Origin of the sequence: Streptomyces sp. NBC_01232, from assembly GCF_035989885.1 — a bacterium.
GTDB lineage: Bacteria > Actinomycetota > Actinomycetes > Streptomycetales > Streptomycetaceae > Streptomyces.
On sequence record NZ_CP108518.1, the window covers coordinates 2953455 to 2967759 of the forward strand.

The 14305-nt window shown below is 69.4% G+C and carries 11 protein-coding genes; 1 reads left to right on the top strand and 10 read right to left on the bottom strand.

Annotated elements, in window-relative coordinates; genetic code table 11:
- The first annotated feature begins 68 nt into the window (after positions 1 to 68).
- Entirely contained in the window at positions 69 to 1661 is a 1593-nt protein-coding gene (locus OG444_RS13800; protein ID WP_327262453.1) for a recombinase family protein, read from the top strand.
- A gap of 52 nt (positions 1662 to 1713) precedes the next feature.
- Here the strand turns inward: OG444_RS13800 and OG444_RS13805 are convergent, their stop codons facing one another.
- The 10 genes from OG444_RS13805 to folC all read right to left on the bottom strand — a co-directional run bounded on the left by OG444_RS13805 (position 1714) and on the right by folC (position 14197).
- Positions 1714 to 3642, bottom strand: coding sequence for a TIGR03960 family B12-binding radical SAM protein (locus OG444_RS13805; RefSeq protein ID WP_266356821.1), 1929 nt, complete (start codon positions 3640 to 3642; stop codon positions 1714 to 1716).
- A gap of 72 nt (positions 3643 to 3714) precedes the next feature.
- Positions 3715 to 5235, bottom strand: a complete 1521-nt coding sequence (locus OG444_RS13810) for a CYTH and CHAD domain-containing protein (RefSeq protein WP_327262454.1) — start codon at positions 5233 to 5235, stop codon at positions 3715 to 3717.
- Between the two features lie 49 nt (positions 5236 to 5284).
- Positions 5285 to 6484 (bottom strand): rod shape-determining protein RodA, encoded by a 1200-nt coding sequence (rodA, locus tag OG444_RS13815; protein ID WP_327262455.1) that lies wholly within the window; start codon positions 6482 to 6484, stop codon positions 5285 to 5287.
- 15 nt (positions 6485 to 6499) lie between these two features.
- The gene (mrdA, locus tag OG444_RS13820) at positions 6500 to 8677 is read right to left on the bottom strand and encodes a penicillin-binding protein 2 (protein ID WP_327262456.1); all 2178 of its coding nucleotides are present in this window, start codon (positions 8675 to 8677) and stop codon (positions 6500 to 6502) included.
- Between the two features lie 13 nt (positions 8678 to 8690).
- Positions 8691 to 9398, bottom strand: coding sequence for a rod shape-determining protein MreD (gene mreD / locus OG444_RS13825; protein WP_327262457.1), 708 nt, complete (start codon positions 9396 to 9398; stop codon positions 8691 to 8693).
- A gap of 13 nt (positions 9399 to 9411) precedes the next feature.
- The gene (gene mreC / locus OG444_RS13830; protein ID WP_327262458.1) at positions 9412 to 10359 is read right to left on the bottom strand and encodes a rod shape-determining protein MreC; all 948 of its coding nucleotides are present in this window, start codon (positions 10357 to 10359) and stop codon (positions 9412 to 9414) included.
- Positions 10360 to 10495: 136 nt separating this feature from the next.
- Complete coding sequence (locus OG444_RS13835) at positions 10496 to 11515, bottom strand: rod shape-determining protein (protein WP_008738981.1); 1020 nt, start codon at positions 11513 to 11515, stop codon at positions 10496 to 10498.
- Between the two features lie 296 nt (positions 11516 to 11811).
- On the bottom strand, positions 11812 to 12222 hold the full coding sequence (ndk, locus tag OG444_RS13840) for a nucleoside-diphosphate kinase (protein WP_327262459.1): 411 nt from the start codon (positions 12220 to 12222) through the stop codon (positions 11812 to 11814).
- A 64-nt stretch (positions 12223 to 12286) separates the two neighbouring features.
- Positions 12287 to 12655 (bottom strand): DUF4233 domain-containing protein, encoded by a 369-nt coding sequence (locus OG444_RS13845; RefSeq protein WP_327262460.1) that lies wholly within the window; start codon positions 12653 to 12655, stop codon positions 12287 to 12289.
- Between the two features lie 3 nt (positions 12656 to 12658).
- The gene (gene folC / locus OG444_RS13850) at positions 12659 to 14197 is read right to left on the bottom strand and encodes a bifunctional tetrahydrofolate synthase/dihydrofolate synthase (RefSeq protein WP_405788877.1); all 1539 of its coding nucleotides are present in this window, start codon (positions 14195 to 14197) and stop codon (positions 12659 to 12661) included.
- Positions 14198 to 14305: the final 108 nt, after the last annotated feature.

Sequence of the window (14305 nt, forward strand, 5' to 3'; positions counted from 1 at the left end):
CGTCTGCATCTGAGGAAAGACGCCCACACGCGCACATCCAGCGACAGCACCGTGTCGTTGGGAAGAACATGAAGAAGCTCACGGGAAACCGGCAGAGGCTCCACCCGGCGGACGTTCAGTGGCGCGATACGGATCTGGCTCTACTGCAGGAGCTCATAGCGGCCGAGGCGTCCCTGCCCTCCGATGCGCCGCGGGCGCTGCTGTCCGTAAGGCTCTCGACGCTCACCGTCGAGACCACGTCCCCCGTCCGGCAGGAACTCGACCTCCGGCGTCTTGCCCGGGAGCGGGGATACCGGGTCGTCGGTGTCGCCAGAGATCTGAACGTCTCCGCAACCCGGGTGCCGCCCTGGCGCCGCAGAGAGCTGGGGCACTGGCTGAACGACCGGGTGCCGGAATTCGACGTCCTGCTCTTCTGGAAGCTGGACCGCCTCGTCCGTCGGCTCACAGATCTCAGCACCATGATCGAATGGTGCCTCGCGCACGGGAAGAACCTCATCTCCAACCACGACACCGTCGACCTGACCAGCCCGACCGGAAAGGTGATGGCAGAGATCATCGGCGGTATCGCCGAAATCGAGGCATCGGCCATCAGCACTCGAGTGACAAGCCTCTGGGACTACACCAGGACGCAGTCCGACTGGCTCGTCGGCAAGCCGCCCTACGGCTACACGATCGACGATCGAGGCAGACTGGTCATTGATCCTCAGGAGCAACGGGTGTTGCGCTGGTGTCTGGGCGCCGCCTTGCGCGGGGTCTCGGCCCGGCGGATGACCACCGTCCTCATCCGGGCCCGGGTGCCGACCGGCGGAGGCGGGCAGTGGAGCGCGGGCACGCTGCTGCGAAGGCTGCGCAATCCAGCGCTCATGGGGTTTCGAGTCAGTGAGAGCAAGGACGGTGGCGCGAGGCGGTCGGTGACCGTCCTGGGCGCGGACGGCAATCCGATCAGGGTGGGCGATCCCATCGTCACGGAAGCTGAGTGGCTCTCCCTCCAAGCGGTATTGGATGAGCGGTCCAAGTCACAGCCGGTCCGGCGCAAGGGCGGCGCGACGCAGTTCCTGGGTGTTCTGGTGTGTGCGGATTGCGGCACGCACATGACAGCGCACAGGAGCAGGGGGAAGGTCCGCACCTACGAGTATCTGCGCTGCCGAAGGTGTCCCAGTGGTGGTCTCGGTGCTCCGGATCCGCAGTCCGTCTACAGCCGACTGGCCGGTGAGGTCATGAGTGTGCTGGGTGCGGAGCCGGTCAGGGTCAGGGAGTACGCACCGGGCGCGGACGGCCGCGATCGGCGGAGGACGGTCGAGAACACCATTGCCGACTACATGACCGGTCTGGAACCCGGCGGGTGGTACTCCCGGACCCCTTTCACACGCCGGCGGGCGGAGCAGTCCCTGGAGAGGCTGATCACCGAGCTTCAGGGGCTGGATCCGGACACGGCCCAGGACCGCTGGCTGCAGACTTCCAGCGGCGGAACCTTCCGCGAGCGCTGGGAACAGGCGGACGGAGAAACCATGGCCGGCGACTTGCGGCGAGCGGGAATCACCTGCTCGGTCAGCCGGCACAGACTTCCCGGTGTCAGGGCGCCGGAGGTGGGTCTGAAATTGATCATTCCCGCGGATGCGCGGGAGCGGCTGGTCATCAAGAGGGATGCCTTCAGCGACTGACCCCCGTAATGCGCCGTCGGCCCTGTTGAGGACAGGGCCGACGGCAGCGTGCCTACTTGTTGACGACCGACAGCGGCAGCAGCTTCTTGCCGGTGGGGCCGATCTGGATGTGCGTGTCGAGCTGAGGACAGACGCCACAGTCGAAGCACGGGGTCCAGCGGCAGTCGTCGACCTCGGTCTCGTCGAGGGCGTCCTGCCAGTCCTCCCAGAGCCAGTCCTTGTCGAGACCGGAGTCCAGGTGGTCCCAGGGCAGGACCTCCTCGTAGGTGCGCTCGCGGGTCGTGTACCAGGCCACGTCCACGCCGTAGGCGGGCAGCGTCTTCTCGGCCGCCTCCATCCAGCGGTCGTAGCTGAAGTGCTCGCGCCAGCCGTCGAAGCGGCCGCCCGATTCGTACACGGCGCGGATGACGTCGCCGATGCGGCGGTCACCGCGCGAGAGCAGGCCCTCGACGATGCCCGGCTTGCCGTCGTGGTAGCGGAAGCCGATGGAGCGGCCGTACTTCTTGTCGCCGCGGATCTTGTCTCGGAGCTTGCCCAGGCGGGCGTCCGTCTCCTCGGCCGACAGCTGCGGCGCCCACTGGAACGGGGTGTGCGGCTTCGGCACGAATCCGCCGATGGACACCGTGCAGCGGATGTCGTTCTGGCCGGAGACCTCGCGCCCCTTGGCGATGACGTTGACCGCCATGTCGCCGATCTGGAGCACGTCCTCGTCGGTCTCGGTGGGCAGGCCGCACATGAAGTACAGCTTCACCTGGCGCCAGCCGTTGCCGTACGCCGTGGAGACGGTCCGGATCAGGTCCTCTTCCGAGACCATCTTGTTGATGACCTTGCGCATGCGCTCGGAGCCGCCCTCGGGGGCGAAGGTCAGGCCGGAGCGGCGACCGTTGCGGGTCAGCTCGTTGGCCAGGTCCACGTTGAAGGCGTCCACGCGGGTCGACGGCAGGGACAGGCCCACCTTGTCGTCCGTGTAGCGGTCCGCGAGGCCCTTGGCGATGTCGGCGATCTCCGTGTGGTCCGCGGAGGACAGCGACAGGAGGCCGACCTCCTCGAAGCCCGTGGCCTTCAGCCCGCGCTCGACCATCTCGCCGATGCCGGTGATGCTTCGCTCCCGCACGGGGCGCGTGATCATGCCGGCCTGGCAGAAACGGCAGCCTCGGGTGCAGCCGCGGAAGATCTCCACGGACATGCGCTCGTGGACGGTCTCGGCGAGCGGGACCAGGGGCTGCTTGGGGTAGGGCCACTCGTCGAGGTCCATGACCGTGTGCTTGGACACGCGCCACGGCACGCCGGAGCGGTTGGGCACGACACGGCCGATGCGGCCGTCCGGCAGGTACTCGACGTCGTAGAAGCCCGGCACGTAGACGTTGCCGGTCTTCGCCAGGCGCAGCAGGACCTCTTCGCGTCCGCCCGGCCGCCCCTCGGCCTTCCAGGTGCGGATGATCTCGGTCATGTCGAGGACGGCCTGCTCGCCGTCGCCGATGACGGCGCAGTCGATGAACTCCGCGATCGGCTCGGGGTTGAAGGCCGCGTGGCCGCCCGCGAGGACGATGGGGTGGTCGACCGTACGGTTCCTGGCCTCCAGCGGGATGCCGGCGAGGTCCAGGGCCGTGAGCATGTTGGTGTAGCCCAGCTCCGTGGAGAAGGACAGGCCGAACACGTCGAAGGCGGAGACCGGGCGGTGGCTGTCCACGGTGAACTGCGGCACCTTGTGCTCGCGCATCAGTTCTTCGAGGTCGGGCCACACGCTGTAGGTGCGCTCGGCGAGGACGCCCTCGCGTTCGTTGAGCACCTCGTAAAGGATCATGACGCCCTGGTTGGGCAGCCCGACTTCGTACGCGTCCGGGTACATGAGCGCCCAGCGGACGTCGCAGCTCTCCCACTCCTTGACCGTGGAGTTGAGTTCACCGCCGACGTACTGGATGGGCTTCTGCACATGCGGAAGCAGGGCCTCAAGCTGAGGGAAGACCGACTCGGTCATCACGCGACTTTCGTGAAGCGGGCAGGGGGCAGCTCTCAAGCGTACCCCGAGGCTCGGCCGCCCCCACCCACATGATCATCCAAGTCCGGACCGCAGCGCCGGGTCGGAGGCCTTCGCCCAGATGGCCGGAAGCTCCCGCTCGCGCCGCTCGGCCAGGGCTTCCTCGCGGCCGTGGAGCACGCCCCAGGTGAAGGCGGACTCTCCCGCGCCCGTCGCCTGGACCCCGAGGCCGCGCAGTGCCTCGCGGGCCACCACGCTGTCCTGGTGGTCGCCGAGCAGGGTCTGGACCTTCTTGGCGGCCTTGGCCAGGTGTTTCGCCGGCCTGCCCAGGACGGGCTCGGCCGACTCGGCCGCGTACCGGACGCGCTTGGCCGCCTTGCGCGCGTTGTGCAGAGCGACATCGCGCTCCTCCCCCTCCGTGAGGGAGAGCGCGCTGTCGACCCGGTCTGCGAGACGGGAGTAGTCGCGCAGCACCGCCTTCGGCAGGACCGCCTCCGGGGGCCGGGCCGCGCGCTTGCGCAGCGGCGGCTCCTCCAGCAGGGCGTCGAGGGAGTCCAGCAGGGCGAGGTAGCGCGGGCTGTCGAGCGCGGCGAGGGCCCGGCGGCGCGATCCGGAGCGGCGGGTGGTGTTCCACACGCGCAGCCTGCTGCGTACGGGGCCGATCACCAGGGGGCGCGGCAGCTCGCCGAGGTGGGCCTGGATGCGTTCCAGCAGCACCTCCTGGTCGCGGTCGACCCCCAGCTCCGCGGCCAGCCAGCGCAGTTCCTCGCCGATCGGGTCGGTGACCTCCCGGTCGAGCACCTTGCGGTAGGTCTTGAAGGCGCTGCGCAGCCGGCGGCTGGCGACCCTCATCTGGTGGACGGAGTCGGGCAGGGACCGTCGCACGGCCGGGTCCTGGGCGATCAGGGCGTCGCGCTGTTCCCGCAGGTACGTGAGGACGTGCGCGCCCGTGGTGCCCTCGGGGCCGCCGCCCTCGGGCCGGGCCGGGGGTTCGGCGTCGGTTTCGGAGAGGGCCCGGGCGAGCTTGGAGGGGGCTTCGGAGACGCGGAGCCCGGCTTTGCGGAAGGCCTTCTCCACGGAGTCGAGCAGGGCGGGATCGACCCCGTCGGCGAGTTCGACCTCGACCTCGGTCCAGGCGGCGGTGGTGTCGCCGCGCTCGGCGAGGACCTCGTCGGTGCTCAGTTCGGCGAGCAGGGCGCCGCCCGCGTCGAGCAGGTGGCTGAGGCGGCGCGAGGAGACCAGCCTGACCTGTGGCTGGAGCCCGGCGTGGCGGACGCGGGAGCGGACGAGGGCGGCGAGGGAGGGCGGGACCGTGTCGCTGAGTGCGGCCCCGACCTCGTCGCGCACGCCGGGGGAGACGGGCAGTTTGAGGTGCCAGCCCTCGTCCGCGCCGCCGGTTCTGCGCCTCAGGGTGAGGCCGTCGGCGGCGAGCCGCTGGTCGGGGGTGTCGTAGTAGACGGCGTCGAGGTCGACGGTGCCCTGGTCGGAGACGGCCGCGATCGCGGCCGTGCCCGTCAGGTCCGGTACCCCGCGCCTGGCTGCAGAGGCCTTAGTGAACTCGAATTTCCGCTCGATCTCGCGCTTCGTGTCCGCCATAGACCGAACTTAGTCCTGAACGGAACACGACGGCAGGGTGAACGGGGCATCAGGCCGACAATGGTCGCTGCACCTTGATCGACTGCAGTAGCCCGATGGCCACCCAGACCGCGAACATCGACGAACCTCCGTACGAGACGAACGGCAGCGGAAGCCCGGCGACGGGCATGATCCCGAGGGTCATGCCGATGTTCTCGAAGGACTGGAAGGCGAACCAGGCGATGATCCCGGCGCACACGATGGTCCCGTACAGCTCGGTGGTCTCCCGGGCGATCACGCAGGAGCGCCATAGGATGATGCCGAGCAGCAGCAGGATCAGCCCGGCCCCGACGAAGCCCAGCTCCTCCCCCGCCACCGTGAAGACGAAGTCGGTCTGCTGCTCGGGCACGAACTGGCCGGTGGTCTGCGAGCCCTTGAAGAGTCCGGATCCGGTCAGTCCGCCGGAGCCGATCGCGATGCGCGCCTGGTTGGTGTTGTAGCCGACGCCCGCCGGGTCGAGCTCGGGGTTGGCGAAGGCCGCGAAGCGGTTGATCTGGTACTCGTCGAGGACGCCCAGCTGCCATATCAGGACGGCACCGCCCGCGCCCGCGCCGAGCAGGCCCAGCACCCAGCGGTTGGAGGCGCCGGAGGCCAGCAGCACGCCGAGCACGATGACGATCATGACCATCACGGAGCCGAGGTCGGGCATCAGCATGACGATGCCCATCGGGGCGGCGGCCAGGCAGAGCGCCTTGACGACGGTGCGGTGGTCCGGATGGGCGAGATCGCCCGCGTCCACCCGGGTGGCGAGCAGCATCGCCATCACCAGGATGATCGTGATCTTCACGAACTCGGAGGGCTGGAGGGAGAATCCGCCGCCGATGACGATCCAGGCGTGGGCGCCGTTGATGGTCGCGCCGAGCGGTGTGAGCACGGCGAGGATCAGCACGAGGGAGAGCCCGTAGAGGATCGGTACGGCGCCGCGCAGGGTGCGGTGGCCGAGCCAGATCGTGCCGATCATCAGCACGAGGCCGATGCCGGTGTTCAGGGCGTGGCGGGCCAGGAAGTAGTACGGGTCCCCCTGGTTCAGCTGCGTCCTGTTGCGGGTCGCCGACCACACCAGCAGGGCGCCGATGAAGGAGAGGGCCAGTGCGGAGAGGAGTATCGGCCAGTCGAGCCGGCGCACCACCGAGTCGCGGGCGGTGAGCTTGGCCATCGCCCCGCGCTCGGGCGCGTACCGGGAGACGGAGAACTTGTTGGCGGTCTGCATGTCGGTTTTCGGTCCTCAGTCCCGTACGGGGGGCAGGGCGGGCGGCCCGGCGAGCACGGGCGGCGCCGGCGCTTCCGGGGACGGCGGCACGTACGGCCGGATCTCGGGGGATTCGATGGAGCCGTCGGGCTGGATCTTGGGCAGCTTGGCCTCGGGCTGCGGCAGCAGGGCCCTCTTCGGGTCCGGGTTGCCCTCCATGTCGAGACCGTAGATGGCGTTGTAGAGATTGCGGACGGCGGGGCCGGAGGCTCCCGAGCCGGTGCCGCCCTGGGAGATCGTCATGACGATCGTGAAGTCCTTGGTGTAGGTCGCCAGCCAGGACGTGGTCTGCTTGCCGTAGACCTGTGCGGTGCCGGTCTTGGCGTGCATGGGGATCTTGTCCATCGGCCAGCCGCCGAACCGCCAGGCGGCGGTGCCGCCGGGTTCGACGACCGAGCGCAGGCCCTTGTCGAGGTCGCTGACGGTCTTGGCGTCGATGGGCAGCCTGCCGTGGGACTGGGGCTTGATCATCTCGATGTGCTTGCCGTCGGGGCTGATCACGGCCTTGCCCACGGTGGGGTTGAAGAGGGTGCCGCCGTTGCTGATGGCGGAGTAGGCGGTGGCCATCTGGATGGGGGTGACGAGGACGTCGCCCTGGCCGATGGCGAAGTTGATGCTGTCGTAGGCCTTCAGCTGGTTGCCCTCGAGGCAGCTTTCGTAGGCGATCTGCTGGACGTAGGTGCCGCCCCGCTTGCCCTGCTTGCACCAACCGGCCTTGTTGGCCTTCCAGAAGCTCTGCTTCCACTGGCGGTCGGGGATCCGGCCGGTGACCTCGTTCGGCAGGTCCACCCCGGTCTCGGAGCCCAGTCCGAACTCGCGTGCGGTCCGGTAGAACCAGTCGTGCGCGCCCTTCTTGGGGCTGAGGCCGCCGTCGCGCTGCCACTCCTTGTGCCCGAGGGCGTAGAAGACGGTGTTGCACGAGAACTTGAGGGCGTCGCCGAGGGTGATGGGGCCGTGCCCCTTGGACTCGAAGTTCGCGAAGCTGCGGCCGCCGAGGCTGTAGGAGCTGCTGCAGTTGTACTTGCTGTCGAAGGCGTAGCCGGCCCGGACGGCCGCGCTCGCCGACACCACCTTGAAGATGGAGCCTGCGGGTGCCTGGCCCTGGATGGCCCGGTTGAGCAGCGGGTAGTTGGAGCTCTTGCTGGTGAGCCGGGCGTAGTCCTTGGCCGCGATGCCGCCGACCCAGGCGTTGGGGTCGTAGTCGGGCTGCGAGGCCATCGCGACGATGCGGCCGGTCCTGGCCTCCATCACGACGACGGCGCCCGAGTCGGCCTCGTACTTGCGGCCGGTGATGTTGTCGGTCTCGTTGCGGACGACCTTCATCGCCTGCTGGAGCTCGTACTCGGCGACGGACTGGACCCGGGCGTCGATGCTGGTGACCAGGGTGGCCCCGGCGATGCCCGGGTCGGACTTGGTCTGGCCCATGACGCGGCCGAGGTTGTCGACCTCGTAGGAGGTGACTTCCGCCTTGCCCCGCAGCTGCCGGTCATAGGTGCGTTCGATGCCGGAGCGGCCGACCTGGTCGGAGCGCAGGTGCGGTGAGTCGCCGTCCTTCGCCTTCTGGATCTCCTCGTCGGTGACCGGCGAGAGGTAGCCGAGCACCTGCGCGGTACGGGCCCCGCCCGGGGCCGGGTAGCGGCGCACGGCGGTGACCTCCGCGGTGATGCCGGGGAAGTCCTCGGGGCGTTCGCGCAGCTGCAGCGCCTGCTGCGTGGTGGCTTCGAGGGTGACCGGGATCGGCTGGTAGGGGGAACCGTTCCAGCAGGGTGCGGGGGTCTGGGAGTCGCAGAGCCGGACCTTCTCCATGACCTCCTTGGGGCTCATGTCCAGGACGCCGGCGAGGCGGGTCATGACGCCCTTGCCCCTGTCCTTCATCTTCATCAGCTTGGTGCGGCTGGCGGAGACGACCAGACGGGTCTCGTTGTCTGCGAGGGGGACGCCGCGGGCGTCGAGGATCGAGCCGCGCACGGCGGGCTGGACCACCCGCTGGACGTGGTTGCTCTTCGCCTCGTGGTAGTACTCCGCGCCTTCGCGGATCTGGAGGAGCCAGAGCCGGCCGCCGAGGGTGAGCAGCATCGAGAAGACGAGGACCTGGATCATGACGAGCCTGATCTGCACCCGGGAGGTGCGGCCGGTCTCCGGAACGTTGGTCACGACTGCTCCTCCCTCACAGCTTTTTGACGCTCTTCACACCCTTGACCGGCTTGACCCCCTTTATACGGACGGCTTTGTTGGCCCGCGAGCGCGCGGTCTTCAGACGCAGGCCGCCGCGCTGGCTGCCGATGCGCAGGCCCGTGCCGCCGGCCAGCCAGCCGGCTGAGACGTCGGCGGCCTTGTTGGCGGGGCCGCCGCCGGCTTCGACGGCCATCGGGTCGTTCTCGGCGCGCCGGGCGAGGGCCATGATGAACGGCACGGTGAACGGCGCGAGCAGCAGGTCGTAGAGGGTCGCGGTGAAGAGCAGCCCGGTCAGGCCCACGTGGCGGGCGGCGGTGTCGCCGACGAGGGCGCCCACTCCCGCGTAGAGCAGGGTGGAGCCGATCGCGGCGGCCACGACGGCGAGCATCGGGCCCCAGGCGGAACGGAACCGGCCGCCGTCGGGGCGGACCAGGCCCACGGCGTAGCCGATGACGCACAGGACGAGCGCGTACCGCCCTGCGGCGTGGTCGGCGGGCGGGGCCAGGTCGGCGAGGAGACCGGCGGCGAAGCCGATGAGCGCCCCGCTGACGTGCCCGTACACGAGTGCGAGCGAGACGACGGTGAGGAGCAGCAGGTCGGGGACGGCCCCGGGCAGTTGGAGCCGGCCCAGGACGGTGACCTGGACGACGAGGGCGACCACGATCAGGGTCGCCGAGAGCAGGATCCGGTTGAAGCGCATGCGGGGTCTGCTCCTAGTCGTCGGCCGGCTTGGCGGGCACACTGGCGGACCCGGACGGGGTGACCGTGACGGTGACCGTCGGGGTGGGCTTGGGAGCCTCGGGCTTGGGCGGCAGGACCGCGTCGCGGGGGTCCTCGCGCGGCGGCATCACGACGACGCCGACGATGTCCAGGCGCGAGAAGCCGACGAACGGACGCACCCATACGGTGCGGGTCAGGTCGCCGCGCGAGGGGTCGACCTTGACCACCTCACCGATCGGCACGCCGGGCACGAAGGGCTTGTTGCCGCGTGAGCCGAAGGTGACGAGCCGGTCGCCGGGGCTGACCTTGGCCTTGCCGTTGAGCATCTGGACGGACAGGGCGCGGTCGCCCTGGCCGGTGGCGAAGCCCAGTTCCCCGGTCTTCTCCAGGCGGGTGCCGACGGTGAAGTCGGGGTCGTTGGCGAGGACGACGGTGGCGGTGTCGGGGCCGACGGTGCTGACCCGGCCGACGAGTCCGTCCCCGTTGAGGACGGTCATGTCGCGTTCGATGCCGTCCTTGCTGCCGGCGTCGATGGTGACGGTCCAGGAGAAGCCCTGGGCCGCTCCTATCGCGATGACCTCGGCGCCCTTGATGCCGTACTGTCCGGCGCCGGCCCGCTTGAGCATCTGGTCGAGCTCGTGGATGCGGCTGCGGGTCTGGTCCTCACTGCCCATCTTGGCCTTCAGCGCCGCGTTCTCGCGCTCCAGGGTGGCGATGCGGTTGTGGCGCTCGCCGGAGTCCCGTACCGCCCCTATGGCGTTGGCGACCGGATCGACCGCGGTCGCCACACCTTCCTCGACCGGGCCGAAGACCGCTGCGGCGGCCTGTCGGGCACCGTCGACCGGCGACTCCTCGCCTGCCCTGATGTCCACCGTGATCAATGCGAACGCGATGGCGATCAGAAGCACCAGGAGCAGCCGGCTTTCTCGTGTGTCCCTCACGTGCGGCGGCCGTGCCTTCCTCGTCGGAATTCTCTTTTGCCTGTATATCAACGATCCGCCGCACGGGCCCGGTAGCACCCGTACGGCGGATCCTTGTGTTCCGCATGGCCCCTCCCCCGGCGGGGAGGGGCATCTGTCAGCGACGGGGCTGGGCGTCCAGGACCTGCTGGAGGGCCTCGAACTCCTCGACGCACTTGCCGGAGCCGAGCGCGACCGAGTCGAGCGGATCCTCCGCGATGTGGATCGGCATGCCGGTCTCCCGGCGCAGCCGCTCGTCGAGGCCGCGGAGCAGGGCGCCGCCGCCGGTCAGGACGATGCCGCGGTCCATGATGTCGCCGGAGAGCTCCGGCGGGCACTTGTCGAGCGTGGTCTTGACCGCGTCCACGATGGCGTTGACCGGCTCCTCGATGGCCTTGCGCACCTCGGCGGCCGAGATGACGACCGTCTTGGGCAGACCGGAGACCAGGTCGCGACCGCGGATCTCGGTGTGCTCGTCCTTGTCGAGGTCGTACGCCGAACCGATGGTGATCTTGATCTGCTCGGCCGTGCGCTCACCGAGCAGGAGCGAGTACTCCTTCTTGATGTGCTGGATGATCGCGTTGTCGAGCTCGTCGCCGGCCACCCGGATGGACTGTGCCGTGACGATTCCGCCGAGGGAGATGACGGCGACCTCGGTGGTGCCGCCGCCGATGTCCACGACCATGTTGCCGGTGGCCTCGTGGACGGGCAGGCCCGAGCCGATGGCGGCGGCCATGGGCTCTTCGATGATGTGCACCTGGCGGGCGCCGGCCTGCGTGGACGCCTCGATGACCGCGCGTCGCTCGACTCCGGTGATGCCGGAGGGAACGCAGACCACCACGCGCGGGCGCGCCAGGTAGCGGCGCTTGTGGATCTTGAGGATGAAGTACCGGAGCATGCGCTCGGTGATCTCGAAGTCGGCGATCACGCCGTCCTTGAGGGGCCGTACGGCGACGATGTTGCCGGGCGTGCGCCCGATCATCTTCTTCGCCTCCGAGCCGACCGCCAGGATGCCACCGGTGTTCGTGTTGATGGCGACCACGGACGGCTCGTTCAGGACGATCCCCCGGCCCCTCACGTACACCAGCGTGTTGGCGGTCCCGAGGTCGATCGCCATGTCACGGCCGATGAACGACATTTTGTTCCCCTTGTTCCCCATGAGGAGCGTCTGGCCTTCCAGTTGATAGCGGCTGCTGTCAGGTCGGCGAGGTGGGTGTGTGGGTGGAGGCCCCATCGTAGTGCCGCAAGTACGAAGACCGCGCGACGGGACTCCGGCAATCCCGCCGGAATGGATACCCGCCCCCTCAGTGGTGACGACGTGTCCTGCCCAGGCGTTCCCGCTCCGGCCCGGAAATACCGAAGGGCGACCGAAATTACTTCGGTCGCCCCAGGTCATGAGCGCTATTCGGCTGATGTTGCGTCAGGAAAGAGTGCTCAGAGCGCCGGGAAGAACAGCTTCAGCTCACGCTCGGCGGACTCCTGGGAGTCCGAGGCGTGGATCAGGTTCTCACGCGTGATCGAACCGAAATCACCCCGGATGGAGCCGGGCGCCGCGGCGATCGGGTCAGTGGGTCCGGCCAGCTGGCGGACACCCTCGATGACGCGTTCCCCTTCGACGACCAGCGCGACGACGGGACCGCTCGACATGAAGCCCATCAGCGGCTCGTAGAACGGCTTGCCCTTGTGCTCGCCGTAGTGCGTCTCCAGGGTCTCCTGGTCCAGCGTACGCAGCTCCAGTGCGGGGATGGTCCAGCCGGCCTTCCGCTCGATGCGGCCGATGATCTCGCCGACCAGACCACGACGGACGGCGTCGGGCTTGAGCAGGACGAGGGTGCGCTGGGTCATGTTGCGGCTCCTTGCGGCAAACGGGTGCGGTAGGGCGAATCTACAGGGCCGATCAGGGGGCCGGTCACGCAGCGTCAGGCGCCCCGGGAGCCCCCTGCGCCTCCTGGGCGGCCGCCCAGCGCGCCTTGATCGTGTCGATCTTGCGGCCGTAGTGCACGGAGCACCACCACAGTCCGGCGAACACCGCGCCGAGGAAGAACATCGTCGGCACGACGAAGCCGCTCAGGATCAGGCCGATCTGCAGCGCCCAGCCCAGCTGGACCGCCCCGGGACGCGACAGCATCCCGCACAGCAGCACCGACAGCGCCATGGTGACCCCGCACACCGTCCAGACCACGGCCTGGGTCAGGTCGGGGTCCTTCATCGCCACCAGCCCCGCGAAGCCGATCACGAAGAACTCGCCGATCAGCGTGCTCGCACACAGCGTGCGCATCCCTCAGCCCCTCTTCAGCAGCAGGCGGGCCTCGCCCACCGTGATCACGGAACCGGTCACCAGGACCCCGGCCCCTCCGTACTCGGCCTCTTCCTCCGCCAGGGTGATCGCCGCCTCCAGGGCGTCGTCCAGCCGCGGCTCGACCTGCACCCGGTCCGCGCCGAAGACCTCGACCGCGACGGCCGCGAGCTCGTCCGCGCCCATCGCCCGGTGGCTGGAGTTCTCCGTCAGCACCACCTCCGCGAAGATCGGCTCGAACGCCTCCAGCACCCCGCGGACGTCCTTGCCCTCGCTCGCGGCCACGACACCGATCAGCCGGCTGAAGCCGAACGACTCGGTGACCGCCTCCGCGGTGGCCGCCGCGCCCGCCGGGTTGTGCGCCGCGTCCAGGACCACCGTGGGGCTGCGCCGCACGACCTCCATGCGGCCCGGCGAGGACACCGAGGCGAAGGCCTTGCGCACGGTGTCCTGGTCCAGGACCCGGGCGTGCTCGCCGCCGACCCCGAAGAAGGCCTCGACGGCGGCCAGCGCCACCGCCGCGTTGTGCGCCATGTGCGCGCCGTACAGCGGCAGGAAGATGCCGTCGTACTCGCCGCCCACACCGCGCAGCGTCAGCTGCTGGCCGCCGACGGCGACCTCGCGCGAGACGACGCCGAACTCCATGCCCTCGCGGGCCACCGTCGCGTCGACCTCCACGGCCTTCTTCAGCAGCACCTGCGCCGCGTCCACCGGCTGCTGGGCCAGGATCACGGTCGCGTCCTGCTTGATGACGCCGCCCTTCTCCACGGCGATCTCACCGGGCGTGGAGCCGAGCCGGTCGGTGTGGTCCAGGCTGATCGGGGTGACCACCGCGACGGACCCGTCGATGACGTTGGTCGCGTCCCAGCTGCCGCCCATGCCCACCTCGACCACGGCCACGTCCACCGGGGCGTCCGCGAAGGCCGCGTAGGCCATTCCGGTGAGTACCTCGAAGAAGGACAGCCGGTACTCCTCGGCGGCGTCGACCATCTCCACGTACGGCTTGATGTCGTGGTACGTCTCGACGAAGCGCTCGGCGGTGATCGGCGCCCCGTCGAGGCTGATCCGCTCGGTGATCGACTGCACGTGCGGGCTGGTGTAGCGCCCGGTGCGCAGCTCGAAGGCGTTCAGCAGGGACTCGATCATGCGGGCCGTACTCGTCTTGCCGTTGGTGCCGGTGACGTGGATGGACGGGTACGCGCGCTGCGGCTCGCCCAGTACGTCCATCAGCGCCGCGATCCGCGACACCGAGGGCTCCAGCTTGGTCTCGCCCCAGCGGGTGGCGAGCTCCTGCTCCACCTCCAGCAGCGCCTTGGCGACCTCGGGGTCGACGGGCCGGGCGGGTACCGGGTCGCCCTGGGGCGGTCCGGCCTGGGCGCGCAGGGTGCGGCTACCGGCCTCGATCACCGCCAGGTCGGGGTCGCGGTCGGACTCTTCCGCCACGATCTGGTCGAACTCGTCGAAGGTACCGGCGAGGTCGTCGTTGTCGTCGCGGTCGTGGCTCTCGGGCTGCTGGTCACTCACAGGGCCAGTCTACGGACGGGGACCCGGAGGACTTTCGGCCCGGCCGTTTCGGGACTTCCGGCGGCCGGAGCGACCGGATCGTTATGCAAGCCTTGCGCCAGGAGATAG

Coding starts and splice junctions, on each gene's coding strand:
- rodA (WP_327262455.1), bottom strand. CDS start 6,484: ATGCAGACCGCCAACAAGTTCTCCGTCTCCCGGTACGCGCCCGAGCGC.
- OG444_RS13800 (WP_327262453.1), top strand. CDS start 69: ATGAAGAAGCTCACGGGAAACCGGCAGAGGCTCCACCCGGCGGACGTT.
- OG444_RS13810 (WP_327262454.1), bottom strand. CDS start 5,235: ATGGCGGACACGAAGCGCGAGATCGAGCGGAAATTCGAGTTCACTAAG.
- mreD (WP_327262457.1), bottom strand. CDS start 9,398: ATGCGCTTCAACCGGATCCTGCTCTCGGCGACCCTGATCGTGGTCGCC.
- ndk (WP_327262459.1), bottom strand. CDS start 12,222: ATGACCCAGCGCACCCTCGTCCTGCTCAAGCCCGACGCCGTCCGTCGT.
- OG444_RS13835 (WP_008738981.1), bottom strand. CDS start 11,515: ATGTCGTTCATCGGCCGTGACATGGCGATCGACCTCGGGACCGCCAAC.
- OG444_RS13845 (WP_327262460.1), bottom strand. CDS start 12,655: ATGCGCACGCTGTGTGCGAGCACGCTGATCGGCGAGTTCTTCGTGATC.